This window comes from Nitrobacter sp. TKz-YC02, assembly GCF_049852135.1.
In the GTDB taxonomy this organism is placed as follows: domain Bacteria; phylum Pseudomonadota; class Alphaproteobacteria; order Rhizobiales; family Xanthobacteraceae; genus Nitrobacter; species Nitrobacter vulgaris.
Window position 1 is genome coordinate 3,506,096 of record NZ_CP180728.1, and the last position, 16,053, is coordinate 3,522,148.

The window sequence follows — 16,053 nt, forward strand, 5'->3', positions numbered from 1 at the left end:
GGTTTTCAATGTTCCTGAATCAATGCTGCCCGCGTGGGCAGTTCGTAAGGCTTGGCGCCATTGGATTTGGCTGTCTGTTTGCCTTCGTGCTCAGTCTTTCTGTTTCGGCCGCCCATGAGGGGCACGATCATGGCGACGATCAAAAATTGGCAGCCGCCTCGTCTGTGTTCCCCCGGGTGACGGCGCAATCTGATCGCTACGAGGTCGTCGGCGTCCTGAAGAACGGCAAGTTTTCGATATTCGTCGATGACGCCGTGTCTAACCAACCGGTCACGGATGTCACCGTGCAGGTCACGATCGGCGACACGGAAGCCATCGAAGCCGAGCGCGACCCGAACGGCTATACAATTCCCTTTCCTGATCTGGTCCGTTCCGGATCGACGGAGGTGATCTTCGCGATCAATGGTGGAAAGGGTGATGACCTGCTCGTCGATTCCTTTACCCCCTCCCCGCCGATCGAACCGAACATGCGGCGTAATTCGACACGGCTCTCTCCGATGGGGACCGCGGAAGCCCTTGTTTTCGCGGGAATCATCCTCGGGCTGCTGTTCGGTTATCTGAGACGTCGAGGACGGCGCAACGCGTCCTACATCGCCGGGCTGACATCTGGAGCTTGCGTGTTTCTGGCAGCCGCCGCATCCGCCGGATTGCAGAACGCAGGAATGTCGGCCAGCACGCCACAGCTACAAGCTCAAAGCGATGCCCCACGACGGCTGCCGGACGGCACCGCGTTTGCTGCCAAACCGACGCAGCGCCTACTTGATATTCGCACGGCTACCACCGAGCCCCGAACCGCACGGCCAGCATTTAACTTGATTGGCCGCATTATCGGCGATCCAAATCGCAGTAGCATTGTCCAAAGCATTTACGGCGGCCGCATCGTCCCCAACGACGGAACGTTGCCGCGTATCGGGCAGAAAGTCACCAAGGGAGAAACGCTTCTCCGGATCGAACCTTATCTGCCCGTGGCAGACCGCACGACGATTTCCGAGAAGATGGGGGAAATCGAGCAACTCATCGCGGTCGCCGAAACCAAGATCAAACGTCTGCGGCCATTGGTTGAACGCGGTGCGGCGCCGATGGGTCAGCTCAACGATCTTGAGAGTGAACTGGCAGGATTGTGGGCCCGACGCGAGACCATGCGCAACTCTCGCGGTGACTATGAGCTTTTGCGGGCATCGACCGATGGCGTCATCACAGCGGCCAAGGCCGTGCCTGGTCAGGTCGTTCAGGCGCAAGACATTCTGTTCGAAATCGCCGATCCTCAAGGACTCTGGGTCGAAGCATTGGCCTACGACGAGCTTGATCCCGCGGGTCCTGTCCAAGCAACGGCGTCAGATTCGGACGGCACCTCGTTTCTTTTGTCCTATCTCGGAACCAGCCGCGCCCTGAGACAGCACGCGACCGTGGTTCATTTCTCCATTCCGGAACCTCTTTCGGGCCTTCGCATCGGCCAACCCGTCACCGTGCTCGTCCAGGGCGGCAGGGCGAAGCAGGGTTTGATCTTTCCACGCGATGCCGTGGTGAAGAGTAACAACGGCGAGAGCGTCGTCTGGGTGCATGTCGCCCCTGAACGTTTCGAGCCGAGACCCGTCCGGATAGAGCCGCTCGATGCCAAAAACATAATCGTCACAGCCGGCCTTAATGCCTCCGATCGGGTCGTCGTGCGCGGCGCGGACCTCATCAACCAGATCCGCTAGGAGCCATCATGTTCAAGCTCATCGTGCAGACGAGTTTGCGTAATCGCCTGTTCGTACTGGCAGCAGCGGCCGTCCTTATCGCTTACGGCCTGTTCGTGCTTCCACGCATCTCGATTGACGTCTTTCCGGATATCAACCGACCGACAGTCAACATCCTGGCCGAGGCGGAGGGGCTTGCCCCGCAAGAAGTCGAACAACTCGTCACGTTTCCAATCGAAACCTCGATGAACGGCATGCCCGGCGTCCTCCGCGTCCGTTCAGTCTCCGGCGTAGGGCTTTCGGTGGTTTACGTCGAATTCGATTGGGGCGTCGATGTCTACCGGGCGCGCCAGTTCGTTTCGGAACGCCTCGCGCTGATCCGCGAGCAATTGCCCACATCCGTGAATCCACGAATGGGTCCGGTCACCTCCATCATGGGCGAGATCATGTTGATCGCGCTCACCACGGAGGGCAAGGCGTCGGCGATGGACGTGCGCGAGATCGCCGATTTCGTGATCAGGCCGCGGTTGCTCGCCATTCCGGGCGTCGCTCAGGTCATCCCCATCGGCGGCGAGGTTCGGCAATATCGGGTGACGCCGAACGTTGCCACGATGCAGGCCCTTGGCGTCACACATGAACAGATCGAGCGAGCTGTTACACGTTTCGGCACCAACACCGGTGGAGGATTCGTTGATCAGCACGGCCGGGAATTCCTAATCCGGAACGTGGGACTAACGAGGAAGATCGACGACCTTGGCAATACCGTTGTTGCGGGCCGCGACCATCAACCCATTTTGCTGAAGCAAGTGGCGCGGGTCGATTTCGCTCCGCGCGTCAAGCGAGGCGATGCCGGCTACAACGGCAAGCCAGCCGTCATTGTAAGCGTCCAGAAGCAACCCGCGTCGGATACCGTGGTACTGACCCGCGAGATCGAAGCCACACTGCGAGATTTGCAGCTTACGATGCCTGCTGGAATCTCCGTCACAAACGTCCAGTTCCGGCAGGCCACGTTCATCGAGACCTCGATCCGCAATGTCGAGCGAGTCCTCGTTGAGGCCTCGATCGTCGTCGCCGTGATCCTCTTCATTTTCCTGCTCGACGCGCGTGCGACGGTCGTATCATTGACCGCCATTCCGATATCGATCCTGGTGACCGCTCTGGTTTTCGGCGCCTTCGGACTCACTATCAACACGATGACGCTCGGAGGCCTTGCGATTGCGATCGGCGAACTGGTTGATGACGCAGTCGTTGACGTCGAAAATATCCTACGACGGCTTCGGGAGAACCGCGCGCAGCGCAATCCCCGACCCGTTCTCGAAGTAATCGCGCAAGCGAGCCAGGAGATCCGCTCCGGCATCGTCTATGCGACGATGATTACCGTCCTGGTTTTTGTGCCGTTGTTCGCGCTTCCCGGAATCGAGGGGCGGCTGTTCACCCCGCTCGGCATCGCCTACATCGTTTCCATATTGGCGTCTTTGCTGACGTCGGTGACCGTTACACCCGTCCTCTCCTACTATCTGCTCTCTGGAAAGGCTCGTTCGCGCGAGCGCGACAGCATCGTCGTGCGAATGCTGAAGCAAGGCAATCGGCGGCTCCTCGCCTGGGCGTTCGATCGCTGGAGACTCGTTCTCGGCGCAGTCAGCATTGCGGTTCTGGTCGCTGGATATGCCGCGGTCATGTTGCCGCGCAGTTTTCTCCCGCCCTTCAACGAAGGCACGCTGGTGCTATCCCTTCAGTACAACCCGGGCATTTCGCTGGTGGAGTCGAATCGTCTCGGCCTTTTGGCCGAACAGCTTCTGTCGCGGGTGCCGGAGGTGAAATCAGTCGGACGCCGAACCGGCCGCGCCGAACTCGATGAACATGCCGAGGGCGTGCATTACAGCGAGATTGATGTCGATCTGACTCCATCGACACGGCACAAGACCGATATCTACGCTGACATCCGGGGCAAACTGTCAGCCTTACCCGCCTCCGTCGCAATCGGACAGCCAATCAGCCATCGGCTTGATCATTTGCAGTCTGGCGTTCGCGCCCAGATCGTCCTCAAGATCTATGGGCAAGACCTCGATACGCTGCGTCAGTTGGCGGAAGCCACCCGCCAGCGGTTGACACCAATCTCCGGGCTGGTCGATCTCCAGGTGGAGAAGCAGGTGCTCATTCCGCAGGTACGGATCCAGGTTGATCACGAGCGCGCCGCCCTCCACGGCCTGACGCCCGCGGCAATCACGCAGGCACTGGACACCCTCTCGAATGGTCGCAAGGTCTCGCAGATCGTCGACGGCAATCGCCGCTTCGATGTCGTCATGCGTTTGTCCGATCAGAACAGGTCGACCAGCGGCCTCCGGGATCTCTTGATACCGACGTCGTCCGGGTTCATCCCCTTAAAGGAGCTCGCGCAGGTCACCGAGACCGACGGACCGAACCAGATCCAGCGGGAAGGCACGCAACGCAGAATCGTCGTTTACGGAAACGGCGACGGACGCCGCGACATGACCGAGATCGCGTCAGACATCCGGCGTACCTTGGCCGAGATCAGCTTCCCGCAGGGTTATACGACCAACCTCGAGGGAGCGTTCCAAGCACAAGAGGTAGCGGCATTGCGGATTGGCATTCTGTCGTTGGTGTCGCTGTCGATGATTTTCATCGTTCTTTACGGGCGATACCGATCGGTTGCGCTAGCGTTCATCATCATGGGTGGCATCCCCCTGGCGTTGATTGGGAGCGTGATCGCCTTGACCATCACGGGTGAGCCATTGTCGGTCGCCTCCATGGTCGGCTTCATCACGCTCGCGGGCATCTCGGCCCGCAACGGGATTTTGAAAATATCTCACTACGTCAATCTTGCTGTGCACGAGGGTGAACGCTTCGGCCGCCGCCTGATCGTGCGGGGCAGTCTGGAACGCCTGAGCCCCGTTCTCATGACGGCGCTGTGTGCAGGCCTCGCCCTGACGCCATTGCTGCTCAGCGCCGACGAGCCGGGGCGGGAAATCCTCCATCCCGTCGCTGTCACGATCTTCGGCGGCCTGCTGAGCGCAACGGCGCTCGACACCGTCGTGACGCCGATCCTGTTCCTATTGTTCGGCCAAAAACCTTTGAACCGCCTTCTGACCGAACACGCCGCAACTTCCGAACTAGCGGAAGCCTTCTGACCCTCACCCAACCCCAAACAGAGAAATGCAATGCAGAAATATATCTTCCTGGTCATGATCGTCGCCCTGACAGCCTCTGTCGGCCCAGCTACGGCCCAAACGAAGAAAGGCAATAACGACGGGCCGGTCGTCACCTCGCAGGGACATGCGATCGAGTTCGTCCACAAGGGAGGGGAGATGATCTTCTATATCGGTGATCATGATGGATCGCCCCTGCCGACCAAGGAGATGAAGGGCCGCGCAACGGTCCAGCAAGGCGGCAAGACTGTCACCGTGCAGCTCAAGCCAGTTAATCCTAACATGATGGTCGGCAAGGCCGAGACCGAACTGGCGCCGCAAGTGCGGGTCGTGTTCTCGGGCAACGTGCACGGTCATTCCCTAACCGCTCGATATACGGTCGAATAAGCGACTGTTATTTGCGAGAGCAGCCGCAAAAATGGTCGGCGACTGCCTCATGTCCCGCGCCGTTCGTTTCTCGTGACCATGGACCTGATCCGGGCGTTGGCAGCGATCGCGCTGCCATTCGTAACGCAAGTCTGTTGGCCTTATTTGGCGAGCGGGATGCGTGGAAATGTTCTACTTCGCGTGAGCGCAGAAGCGCGCGGCGTGCGTCCGGCAACCGTCCACATGGCCCGTTCTTGCTGGCGTTGCGATATCGAGTCCATTGACTTGCTGCCGCTTGCACGAGCACGTCAACGGACGAAAGTTGCTGGGAATAAGGACGCAGCGGGCGACAAGTCCGCGAACCGCCCGACGTCGGAACGCTGACCGGCGTCGGAGCCACGGGAGGGAGCACATGGAGACGGCACGCTCGACGACGGCTGGTAGTCCGCTCAAGCCGTTCTACAAGCATCTCTACGCCCAGGTGCTCACCGCCATCGTGCTTGGCGTCCTGCTGGGGCATTTCTACCCGCATCTCGGAGAGGCCATGAAGCCGCTGGGCGACGGATTCATCAAGCTGATCAAGATGCTGATTGCACCGATCATTTTCTGCACCGTCGTGCACGGCATCGCCGGCATGGACGACATGAAGAAGGTCGGGCGCGTCGGAATTAAAGCACTGGTCTATTTCGAGGTCGTCACCTCGCTCGCGCTAATCGCAGGCCTGATCGTAGTCAACATCCTGCAGCCCGGCGCCGGCATGAATGTGGACACCAACGCGCTCGATACCAAGTCGATCCAAGTCTACACCACGAAGGCCGGCCAGCAGGGTACGGTTGAGTTCCTGATGCACATCATCCCCAATACGGTGGTGGGTGCATTCGCGGAAGGCGAGATCCTGCAGGTTCTGTTGTTCGCGATCCTGTTCGCCTTCGGCCTGTTCATGATGGGCGAGCGCGGCCGTCCCGTCCTGGCTTTTATCGACATCGTCTCGCATACGTTTTTCGGGATCGTCGGCATCATCATGAAGGCGGCGCCGATCGGTGCATTCGGCGCGATGGCGTTCACCATCGGAAAGTACGGCCTGGGCGCTCTGCTCCTGCTAGCGAAGTTGATGGCGTCCTTCTATCTGACCTGCGTGATCTTCGTGATCTTCGTGCTGGGCGGGATCGCGTGGCTCGTCGGCTTTAACATCTTCAAGTTCATCAACTACATCAAGGAAGAGCTTCTAATCGTGCTCGGAACATCGTCATCCGAGTCGGTGCTGCCACGCATGATCGAGAAGATGGGAAATTTGGGCTGCAAACAGTCGGTCGTCGGCCTCGTGATCCCGACCGGCTACTCCTTCAATCTGGACGGCACCTGTATCTACCTGACCATGACGGCTATCTTTCTTGCGCAAGCGACCAATACCGAACTGACTCTTTGGCAACAGCTCGGCATCATCGGCGTGTTGCTGCTCACCTCGAAGGGCGCCGCCGGTGTGACCGGATCTGGGTTCATCGTTCTGGCCGCGACGCTCGCGTCCGTCGGCACAATTCCGGTTGCCAGCATTGCGCTGATCCTGGGGGTCGATCGCTTCATGTCCGAGGCGCGTGCGCTGACCAACTTGGTTGGCAACGGTGTCGCCACCGTCGTGATTGCCAAATGGGAGAACGCGCTCGACGAAGAACGCATGCACAGGGTACTCGATCAGAAACCGGAACTCGAAGCGTCCGAACCCGAGGTCGCCATGGGGCCGCCCGATCCGTTGCTGCCGCAGGCACCGACCACCCGTACCACATCCTGAGGAAGGCTCTCCAGCGCGCGTCCCCAGCTTCTTGTGTGGCTTCTTGATCGACGACCTCAGGCCAGCCGAGCATTGTCCGCGTTAACCGTATCCCCAAATCTTGTCGCGTAACCGCGACGGCGGGTCAACTCCTGCCGCTAAGCCGCCCTATTGGATCTTTGCAATATCTCTCGACCTTTGGGGATTTTTTCCGGCGACCTTTGAGTAAGGCTTTCCTCTTCGGGAGCGTGAAATCAGATGAAAGTGGCTCTCGTCCTTGTTGGTCTCGATACACTCACCACAATGAAATTCGAGACACCGCCGTGCACGACAAAGCGGATGAGCCAGCCGCCCGCTGATGGCCTATCCCGAGCATTGAATCTTTCAACGCGATGGCAAACCTAGCCCAACGATTCATTTGGATCGAGCTTGCCTGCGGTAGCTCGCGGACCCTCGCGCATACGTCCGAGCAAACAGGCCGTATTGATGAAATACGGCCACCTCGCCCCGACGAGCGTGGGTACGTTGTCGCGGCGAGGGACTGGCTGTCGGCGGAGTCCATCACGCTCGTTCTTGGAGTGGCAATTGGTCTGGCTTTCGTCGCAAGTTTCGTCCTGTTTCGTGACACCCAATTGAACGGGACAATCGACAAGGCGGTCAAGAAGGCTTTGGTCGAGCGTATTATTATCGCCGAGTCTAATGGTGACGCGAATGCAAGGAACAAGCGCTCGAGCGCGACGGGTGCCGCCCAGTTTGTTGACGACACGTGGCTCGAAGCCATTCGTAGGCATCGACGCGATCTGATGGCGGGGCGCAGCAAGAAGGAAGTTCTGGAGTTGCGGCGAGATCCCGAGCTTACGCGAGAGATTGCCGCGCAGTTGATCGACGAATATGCCGCGATGCTAGACAAGCGCGGTCTGCCGATTACGCCCGGTTCTCTTTATCTTGCCCATTTCGCGGGACCCGCAGGCGCCGTGGCGCTATTGTTCGGCGCAGAAAATGCCGATGCTGCTTCCCTTATGGCTACCGCTGACGCGACGGGTCGGACGACACGCGAAAAAATCGTCAACGCCAATCCGTTCCTCAAGGTGCTAACCGCTGGCGACATCAAGAGGTGGGCCGACCGCAAGATGACACCGATCAATTCTCCAGGGCGCTTGTGAGAAGTTCCACCCGCCGCGTCAGTTCCTCGGAGAAGGGCGTTTTGAAGAGGATGCCTTGGAAATTTCGTTGTCACGCTTCATTTGCTTGGCGGTGTCCATGCCCCCGCCACTGATGGAAGCCTGAGACTTGACCCGGCCTTTGGAAGCTTGAAACTCCTCGCTCGTGGCTGTTACCGGCGGCATTGCCATCTTGCTCGGCGACTCCGCGTCCGGCGGACTGGCGCCGTCATGTGCGCTTTCTCCCGATCGATCCGGTATGAGTCATGCTGAAGCTGCTGCCTGGCCCGGGAGGGCCCGACATCCGCCGGTGAGATGAAGCTTGCCGACCGGGACCTCGTAGGCAAGGGTAACTCCCCGAGCAGCGCCTTGCCCTTCGGCACCGTCTTGCTACCTTTCTTCCGCTGGCCATCGGTACCACCGAGGTCAGGTCAGTCCGATCCGGCGTTCGAGCGCCAGATCGGCCGCTTTTGTCAGTGGATTACGGAGCTTGTCGTCGTGGAGAAGAGAGAGACCATCGCGCATCACGAGGCCGGACACGCCGTGATCGCGCGCGTGCTGGACATCCCGGTAAGCTACGCGACCCTCGATGCACACGACGGCGCTGGCGCCGTCGTGACGACGTCCAGCGCGACGCACCTCGCCCTGGACGACCTCGAGACGCCGGAGAAGTACGCCATTGTCGCGCTGGCCGGCCCGCAGGCGCAGCATCACTATCGTCCCATGTCGCTCGCGGCCCAGAATCACGCGTGCGAGGGTGGTTGGCGCGTGGATCGCGCCAACGCGACCAGCCTCCTGGCGATGCTGGTTTTGCGGCAGCACGGCAAGCCGGCGGTGCCGGGCAGCTACGTCGAGCTGGACGGCCCCGAAACAGAGGAGTTCAGCCGCCTATTCAGCCGTACGACCCAAAAGACTGCCGATCTGGTCGAGGAAAACTGGCCTGCAATCCAGCGCGTCGCTGCGGCCCTGCTAAGCCGTCCCGGGCTTACCGAAGACGATATCGACGCCCTAATCGCGGCGCACGACAACTAGATCCTAATGCATATTGGCATCTCACGGGCGCTGCGCACGCCTGTTCGAGATAGCGCACAATCAGAACGGGAGCGTCACATGCGAAAACCAGCGTGTGACATGATCGACAATCTCCGTCACTCGCTTCACGACTGGCGGGATTAGAAGCGCTCCACCTGCGGCGACCGCCGTTCCGGCCGCCACGCCGAGGGTCTCTCCAAATGCCTGGACGAAACTGTCCGCAGCGGCGTCGATCTTCTTGCCAAGCCAACCGAGGCGGATTTCAGACGTAACGTCGCGTTTGCAACCGAAAGCGCGTTTGGCTCAGGTTTTACGGATTGTTTCTTCCGCATCCTTGATTTCGACGACGACGGTCACCTGCGGGCTGTCCTCGTCGGGTGGTGGTCGATTGTGGCCAATCCCACCATGTGCAGGGCACACCTGCGCAAGCAATGCTCGCAGCTCGTCCAATCGATCCTGAATCGCGCGGCGTTGAGAAACGTAACCGCCGCGATGATCGTCCGGCGCGTGAACGGTACATCTCTCAAAACGAATTATAGCTTCTTGTGGCGATCGGCGAGCGCGGTCAGGCGTGCGCGCCCAATCCTTCCAGTTGCGCATCGACGAATTGCGCAAGTTGCTGCCTGAGATTTGGCGATGGTACGGCGACCATGCGGTCTTCGAGCCCGAGCGAAATGATCCCGTGCGTGGCTGAAAACATGGTTCGCGCGATCAACAACAGCTCATCGGGATCGCGCTTCGATAAAAGCCGCGAGAGCGGCGAATACATCAGCGCGAACGCCTCCATGACCATATCGAGAATATCTTTGGGAAATGGGCGGTTTTTCTCCATACGATGCTCAAATAGCGATCGGAGCAGATTCGTGTGCTCCGCGGCGAACTCGAGATAACCGGTCGCCAAACCATGGAGCTGGGCGCGCGGGTCGTCGCTGGGAACCATGCGTAGTTTCGATGTGAGCAGCTGAACCGTCTCGCGGTTCACGGTCAGAATCAGGCCGTCAAAGTCACCGAATTCATTGTAAACGCTCCCAATCGAGCATTCCGCGGCTTCGGCAACGTCTCGAACTTTCAATGAAATCAGTCCCTTAGACGCGATAATGCGTCGTGCGGTATCGAGCATCAGTGTGCGCCTGCGACTTTTTTTCTGATCGCGCAAAGATTCTTCTTGAACAATGTTCATTTTTCCCGTACCGAGTTTTGAACAATGTTCAAAATAGCAGGAGGCCCTTGAATATGCAAACGGTCGTTCTTGAAAACATTGCTCTTACCGCTGTCGACGATGCCCATGCCCTCGCGACCGGCGTCGGCAGGATTGCCGTCAAACTCGTCATGAAGCTCCTCCTATCTCCAATCGACCGAATGGCCCAAGCCAGCGACGTTGCGGGCGTGCTGGTCCACCGCCGCAAGCGGCAGCAGACAGGAAAACGACGTTGCCCGTTTTCTTTCGGCCACCTGAAACACCTGACGTGAGGCGGATCGATGCGCCAATCCCTCTTCCGACTGTTCGACATACTGAGTGACCTGTATCGGCAATCGTTATCCCCGATAACAAGCCTGAATCGTTCACTGGCGGCGGCTCATCAGTCTCACATTGCGGCTCGGCGCGCGCTTGCGATAGCGATCGCCGAGGAAGCCCGGGAAGCCGATCGCCGCCGCGTGCTCACGATCAAGACACAGGATCTGGAGCAGCGTGCCGTCGAAGCGCTCCGGGCCGGCCGCGACGATCTGGCAACGCAAGCTGCTGAAGCAATCGCAGCAATATCCAGCGACATCCGTGCCACGGAGCAGGCTTCAAAGCATTTCGCTGCGGAACGCCGACGTTTATCGGATCTCGATCGCGGCCGCAGGATGGCCCGCATCGATAGCGCCCTGACCGGCACCATCCACGGTTCGGAGACGGATCTTGACAGCTTCAGTGAAGCGGAAATCGCGTTGGAGGCAGTCAGGGCAAACAACCAAAACGCTCGCGCCATAAGGCACGAAATGTCCCGACCGGCCGAGCATCTGATCGAACGGATGTCGGAAGCCGGATTTGGTCGTCCAACTCATATTCGCGCATCCGATGTTCTGGCGCGACTTCGCAAGGCTGCCGAGCAGCCAGTTGCAGCTTTGATTGAATCCAACCTGAAGTCTTAACGAAGGAGCTACTATATGACGCATTCCGATCGTCCCACCAGCGCATGGGTCAACTTTTCCTACATCTGCTTCGTAGCATCTGTCCTGATGGTGGGCGGGGGTATTTTCGCGCTTCCGCTGGATTGGTGGACACGCGCCTACTTCGCAATGGGAATGGGGATGTTGATTCAATCCTGCCTAACGCTCGCCAAGACGGTTCGTGACCTTCACGAGAGCAGCCGCATGATCAACCGGATTGAGGAAGCGCGGACGGAAAAGCTCTTGAGCGCCGAGCGGGCTTGACACCAAAGTTTCTAAACCGCGACACACCCGTCAAACTTGCCTTTTTGCAGTTCAAAGCCATCACAGGAAGCCAATGATCCGGGAACTGATGTCATCACGCCGTTTTGCGCCGTTGTTTTGGGCTCAATTCTGCGCCGCGCTAAATGATAACGTTTTGAAGAACGGCCTTGTCATCATCCTGCTGTATGGGGCTGCGACAACGCAGGGCGGCGGCACTCTGGTGACGATCGCCGGCGCGGTTTTTATTTTTCCCTTCTTCGTACTCTCGGGCCTTGGCGGCGAACTCGCAGACAAATACGTCAAGTCCGTCGTGGCGCGACGGTTGAAGTTCGTTGAAATTTTCGCCGCCGTTTTTGCTGCTGTCGGATTCTTCCTGCACTCGATCCCGTTTCTATTCCTGGCGCTCTTTATGTTCGGGACCGTTGCCGCGCTTTTCGGCCCGGTGAAATACGCCATTCTGCCTGATCAGTTGTCCGTCGGAGAACTTGCGACGGGTAATGCGCTGGTGGAGGGCGCAACTTTTCTCGCGATCCTGATCGGCACCATCGCTGGCGGCTTACTGGTCTCCGGTACGGCCCATATGGGTTGGGTCGCCTCCGCGATCGTGCTGCTTGCGTTCCTGTCATGGGCGTTCGCTTCCCGCATACCGGTCACGACGCCATCGGCGCCTGAACTAGCCATAACAGCCAACCCCTGGACCTCGACCCTTCGTCTGCTCAAATCACTTTATGCCGAACGGCGGCTCTGGGATGGCATGCTGATCGTGTCGTGGTTCTGGCTGGCCGGCGCCATCGTGCTGTCGCTGCTGCCCACTCTGATAAAGGATATCATCGGCGGCATCGAGACTGTCGTGACAATGTGCCTCGCGATCTTCGCCATTGGCATTGCCGCGGGCTCGCTGTTTGCCGCCCAGCTTTCGCACGAAAGGCCGAACCTCGCGCTGGTCCCGATCGGCGCGATCGTGATGGGCATTTCCGGCCTCGGCATCGCATGGGTGGTGGGTCACGCCACGCCGACCTCTGGTGTCACACCGATAGCCTTTCTTACCTCGGTTGATGGCCTGTGGATCGTTGCCGACTTCGCGATCTTCGCCTTCGGTGGCGGTCTGTTCGTTGTCCCCTCCTTTGCCGCCGTACAGGCGTGGTCTATGCCAGCCGAGCGCGCTCGCGTAATCGCGGCCGGCAACATCCTCCAGGCAGGCTTCATGGTGGCGGGCTCGCTGATGGTCGCGCTGGTTCAAGCTGCCGGGCTTTCGATCGCATGGATCTTTTTTGGCCTCGCGCTCGCGTCCTTCGGTTCGATCTTCTTTGTTCTCAGTAAATGGGGCAAGGAAGGCGTCCGCGATTTCGGTGCGCTGTTGTTTCGGGCGCTCTTTCGGGTCGAAATACGGGGATTGGAAAATCTCCCCGAACCTGGCACCCGCATGCTGATTGCTCCCAACCACGTCAGCTTGGTCGACGGCCCGCTGATACATGCGACATTACCGATTGACGCCAGCTTCGCGGTCGACACCGGAATCGCAAAGGCATGGTGGGCCAAGCCGTTCCTTCGACAGATCAGACACTACACCATGGATCCGTCCAGGCCGCTTGCAGCACGCGACCTGATCAAGCTTGTCGCGTCCGGCGAGCCGGTCGTCATCTTCCCGGAAGGCCGCATCACGGTCTCTGGCTCTTTAATGAAGGTTTACGACGGTACCGCAATGATCGCGGACAAGGCGGACGCCGTCGTGGTGCCGGTGCGGATCGAAGGCGCCCAGCGCTCATATCTGAGCTACCTGAAGAACGGTGAGATCAAGCGCAGTCTTTTCCCGAAAGTCACGATCTCCATCTTGCCACCGGTGAAGCTGGCGATTGCCCCCCTCTTGAAGGGCAAGGCGCGGCGCAATGCCGCCGGTAGCGCGTTGCAGGACGTCATGATCGACGCCATGGTGAAGAACGCGATGCTGGACCAAACGCTGTTCGATAGACTGGCACACGCGCATCGCGATCGCGATACCGGTAAGCCGATTATTGAAGACGCGCTTGGCACGTCCTTGACCTACCGTAAGTTGATCCTTGGTGCGCAAGTATTGAGCCGCAAGCTCGAACAAGGCACATCCATCGGCGAGAACGTCGGCGTGCTATTGCCGAACTCGGCCGGCGTGGCGGTCGTATTCATGGCGCTTCAGACCATCGGCCGCGTGCCGGCGATGCTGAACTTTTCGGCCGGCATCTCGAACGTGCAAGCGGCGATGAAGGCGGCGCAGGTTCGCACTGTCCTTACGTCGAAAGCGTTCGTTGAGAAAGCCAAGCTCGACAAGCTCGTGGCGGCGGTCGCAGGCGAAGCCCGCGTGCTCTACCTCGAAGACATCCGGGCCGGAATTGGCTTTGCCGACAAGCTGGCCGGCCTGTTAGCCGGGTCCGCACCCCGAGTTGCGCGCAAGGCCGATGACCCGGCGGTCGTGCTGTTCACGTCCGGCTCGGAGGGGACGCCCAAAGGTGTGGTGCTGTCCCATCGCAATATCCTCGCCAACGCATCACAGGCAATGGCGCGCGTCGATGCCAACGCCAATGACAAGGTTTTCAACGTCCTGCCGGTGTTCCATTCCTTCGGGTTGACCGGCGGCATGATGATGCCCCTGCTGACGGGCATCCCGATTTTCATGTATCCGTCACCCCTGCACTACCGGATCGTGCCCGAATTGATCTACCAAACCGGTGCCAGCATCCTGTTCGGAACCGACACCTTCCTCGCTGGCTACGCACGTTCGGCTCACGCTTACGATTTCCGCTCGCTACGGCTGGTGCTTGCGGGCGCGGAGGCCGTCAAGGATCGGACGCGCCAGATCTACATGGAGCGCTACGGTTTGCGTATCCTGGAAGGGTACGGCGTCACCGAAACCGCGCCGGTGCTCGCCATGAATACGCCAATGGCAAATCGTCCGGGCACAGTCGGCCGGTTGTCGCCGCTGATGGAGGCGCGCCTCGATCCTGTCCCCGGCATCGAGGAAGGCGGACGTCTTTCGGTTCGCGGCCCGAACGTCATGCTCGGCTATCTGCGTGCGGAGAACCCGGGCGTGCTGGAGCCCCTGCCGGGCGGATGGCACGATACCGGCGACATCGTCAGCATCGACACTGCCGGCTTTATCACGATCAAGGGTCGCGCCAAGCGCTTTGCCAAAATCGCCGGCGAAATGGTTTCGCTATCAGTCGTCGAAGCGACGGCGACCGCCCTCTGGCCGCAAGCAATTTCGGTCGCGGTTTCGATTCCCGACCAGCGCAAGGGCGAGCGGATTGTGCTGCTCACGACCCAGAAGGATGCCAACCGTGCCGCGATGCAGCGCCACACCAAGGCGTCAGGGATATCGGAATTGGCCGTCCCCGCTGACGTCTGCGTAGTGGACAAGGTCCCACTGCTTGGCTCCGGCAAGACCGACTACGTGGCGGCGACAGCGCTCGGCAAGGAGACGGTACAGATAGCCGGGCGCGAAGTAGCGTGACTGATACACCTTCATCAGGCGTAGTTCTCCTCCATGGCCTGGCAAAAACGCCACGCTCATTCAGGCGAATGGAACGAGCGTTGCAAAAGGAAGGCTTCGCGACGCTGAACCTCGCCTATCCGAGCCGAAAATATCCGCTGGAGGTACTCGTCGAAAATGTTCACGCTGCTATTCATCCGTTTGCTATGCAGACGGACGCGCTTCACTTCGTCACACACTCCATGGGTGGACTACTCGCGCAATTCTATCTGGCAAGATATCGACCGATCCGGCTACATCGCGTCGTCATGCTCGGCCCACCGAATGGCGGCAGCGAGGTCACGGATTTTCTAAAGGAAACTGCGCCTTATCGTGCATTTTATGGACCTGCCGGTCAGCAACTCGGGACGAGCCGGCTGCAATCTTCCGGATGGCTTCCGCTGCCGGATTATTCTGTTGGGATCATAGCGGGAAACAAAACGGTCGATCCGATATCGTCCTTTTTTATTGTACCGCAGCCAAATGACGGCAGAGTTTCGGTAGAGAGCACCAGACTAAGAGGCATGAGCGACCACATCGTACTTGGCGCAACGCACTCCGGTTTATTGAGACACCAGAGCGCGATCAATCAAACACTTTCCTTTCTGCGTGATGGCCGATTTCTCCGGACCGCTATGGATAGCCACCTTCGGATCTTTTAGCTGAACGGTAAATCGAATCGGAGAATTGACCGCCCCCCGGGCAAAACGCGCCGGTGGCGGAGAGGGAGCCCGTCATAATCGGGTGATGCTGTTACGTGATGTTGGACCTGTGCAAACTGCCCGCGACCCTCCACCCCGGAGGAAAAAGATCAGGCGGATGTTCACGGGTCTTTTCCAGGGGCGATCATTGTTAGGGGACACCCGGTTGCTGGAAACTTTGCGTAACATCGGTGACCACCGCCTCCCGAGACGGGACAGCTCATCGCCCCGAGTCCAGTTCCTTGGGTAGAACGATGCCTTAACTC

13 protein-coding genes are annotated in these 16,053 nt (G+C 59.4%); 11 read left to right on the top strand and 2 right to left on the bottom strand.

The window, feature by feature from the left end; genetic code table 11:
- Positions 1 to 8: 8 nt before the first annotated feature.
- From ACM561_RS16850 to ACM561_RS16875, 6 genes are all read left to right on the top strand, one after another.
- Positions 9 to 1,700, top strand: coding sequence for an efflux RND transporter periplasmic adaptor subunit (locus ACM561_RS16850; protein WP_425906568.1), 1,692 nt, complete (start codon positions 9 to 11; stop codon positions 1,698 to 1,700).
- 8 nt (positions 1,701 to 1,708) lie between these two features.
- The gene (locus tag ACM561_RS16855; RefSeq protein ID WP_425906570.1) at positions 1,709 to 4,828 is read left to right on the top strand and encodes an efflux RND transporter permease subunit; all 3,120 of its coding nucleotides are present in this window, start codon (positions 1,709 to 1,711) and stop codon (positions 4,826 to 4,828) included.
- A 30-nt stretch (positions 4,829 to 4,858) separates the two neighbouring features.
- Positions 4,859 to 5,233, top strand: coding sequence for a hypothetical protein (locus tag ACM561_RS16860; protein ID WP_425906572.1), 375 nt, complete (start codon positions 4,859 to 4,861; stop codon positions 5,231 to 5,233).
- 391 nt (positions 5,234 to 5,624) lie between these two features.
- The gene (locus ACM561_RS16865) at positions 5,625 to 6,998 is read left to right on the top strand and encodes a dicarboxylate/amino acid:cation symporter (protein ID WP_425906574.1); all 1,374 of its coding nucleotides are present in this window, start codon (positions 5,625 to 5,627) and stop codon (positions 6,996 to 6,998) included.
- A 371-nt stretch (positions 6,999 to 7,369) separates the two neighbouring features.
- Positions 7,370 to 8,140 (top strand): lytic transglycosylase domain-containing protein, encoded by a 771-nt coding sequence (locus ACM561_RS16870; protein ID WP_425906576.1) that lies wholly within the window; start codon positions 7,370 to 7,372, stop codon positions 8,138 to 8,140.
- Positions 8,141 to 8,452: 312 nt separating this feature from the next.
- The gene (locus ACM561_RS16875) at positions 8,453 to 9,169 is read left to right on the top strand and encodes a hypothetical protein (protein ID WP_425906578.1); all 717 of its coding nucleotides are present in this window, start codon (positions 8,453 to 8,455) and stop codon (positions 9,167 to 9,169) included.
- 303 nt (positions 9,170 to 9,472) lie between these two features.
- Here ACM561_RS16875 and ACM561_RS16880 read toward each other — a convergent pair whose 3' ends face one another.
- Both ACM561_RS16880 and ACM561_RS16885 read right to left on the bottom strand, forming a co-directional pair.
- Positions 9,473 to 9,769 (bottom strand): hypothetical protein, encoded by a 297-nt coding sequence (locus ACM561_RS16880; RefSeq protein ID WP_425906579.1) that lies wholly within the window; start codon positions 9,767 to 9,769, stop codon positions 9,473 to 9,475.
- Entirely contained in the window at positions 9,735 to 10,289 is a 555-nt protein-coding gene (locus ACM561_RS16885; RefSeq protein WP_425906581.1) for a TetR/AcrR family transcriptional regulator, read from the bottom strand. The genes ACM561_RS16880 and ACM561_RS16885 overlap by 35 nt, the downstream gene beginning before the upstream one ends.
- A gap of 2 nt (positions 10,290 to 10,291) precedes the next feature.
- Between ACM561_RS16885 and ACM561_RS16890 the strand changes: the two genes are divergently transcribed.
- The 5 genes from ACM561_RS16890 to ACM561_RS16910 all read left to right on the top strand — a co-directional run bounded on the left by ACM561_RS16890 (position 10,292) and on the right by ACM561_RS16910 (position 15,748).
- Positions 10,292 to 10,639 (top strand): hypothetical protein, encoded by a 348-nt coding sequence (locus ACM561_RS16890; protein ID WP_425906582.1) that lies wholly within the window; start codon positions 10,292 to 10,294, stop codon positions 10,637 to 10,639.
- 9 nt (positions 10,640 to 10,648) lie between these two features.
- Positions 10,649 to 11,305, top strand: coding sequence for a hypothetical protein (locus tag ACM561_RS16895; RefSeq protein ID WP_425906584.1), 657 nt, complete (start codon positions 10,649 to 10,651; stop codon positions 11,303 to 11,305).
- A gap of 15 nt (positions 11,306 to 11,320) precedes the next feature.
- Complete coding sequence (locus ACM561_RS16900; protein ID WP_309774768.1) at positions 11,321 to 11,587, top strand: YiaA/YiaB family inner membrane protein; 267 nt, start codon at positions 11,321 to 11,323, stop codon at positions 11,585 to 11,587.
- A 73-nt stretch (positions 11,588 to 11,660) separates the two neighbouring features.
- The gene (locus ACM561_RS16905) at positions 11,661 to 15,068 is read left to right on the top strand and encodes an acyl-[ACP]--phospholipid O-acyltransferase (RefSeq protein WP_425906586.1); all 3,408 of its coding nucleotides are present in this window, start codon (positions 11,661 to 11,663) and stop codon (positions 15,066 to 15,068) included.
- The gene (locus ACM561_RS16910) at positions 15,065 to 15,748 is read left to right on the top strand and encodes an esterase/lipase family protein (RefSeq protein WP_425906587.1); all 684 of its coding nucleotides are present in this window, start codon (positions 15,065 to 15,067) and stop codon (positions 15,746 to 15,748) included. The genes ACM561_RS16905 and ACM561_RS16910 overlap by 4 nt, the downstream gene beginning before the upstream one ends.
- Positions 15,749 to 16,053 lie beyond the last annotated feature (305 nt).

Coding starts and splice junctions, on each gene's coding strand:
- ACM561_RS16895 (WP_425906584.1), top strand. CDS start 10,649: ATGCGCCAATCCCTCTTCCGACTGTTCGACATACTGAGTGACCTGTAT.
- ACM561_RS16855 (WP_425906570.1), top strand. CDS start 1,709: ATGTTCAAGCTCATCGTGCAGACGAGTTTGCGTAATCGCCTGTTCGTA.
- ACM561_RS16900 (WP_309774768.1), top strand. CDS start 11,321: ATGACGCATTCCGATCGTCCCACCAGCGCATGGGTCAACTTTTCCTAC.
- ACM561_RS16905 (WP_425906586.1), top strand. CDS start 11,661: ATGATCCGGGAACTGATGTCATCACGCCGTTTTGCGCCGTTGTTTTGG.
- ACM561_RS16875 (WP_425906578.1), top strand. CDS start 8,453: ATGAAGCTTGCCGACCGGGACCTCGTAGGCAAGGGTAACTCCCCGAGC.
- ACM561_RS16865 (WP_425906574.1), top strand. CDS start 5,625: ATGGAGACGGCACGCTCGACGACGGCTGGTAGTCCGCTCAAGCCGTTC.
- ACM561_RS16860 (WP_425906572.1), top strand. CDS start 4,859: ATGCAGAAATATATCTTCCTGGTCATGATCGTCGCCCTGACAGCCTCT.
- ACM561_RS16880 (WP_425906579.1), bottom strand. CDS start 9,769: ATGCGCAACTGGAAGGATTGGGCGCGCACGCCTGACCGCGCTCGCCGA.
- ACM561_RS16850 (WP_425906568.1), top strand. CDS start 9: ATGTTCCTGAATCAATGCTGCCCGCGTGGGCAGTTCGTAAGGCTTGGC.
- ACM561_RS16870 (WP_425906576.1), top strand. CDS start 7,370: ATGGCAAACCTAGCCCAACGATTCATTTGGATCGAGCTTGCCTGCGGT.
- ACM561_RS16885 (WP_425906581.1), bottom strand. CDS start 10,289: ATGCTCGATACCGCACGACGCATTATCGCGTCTAAGGGACTGATTTCA.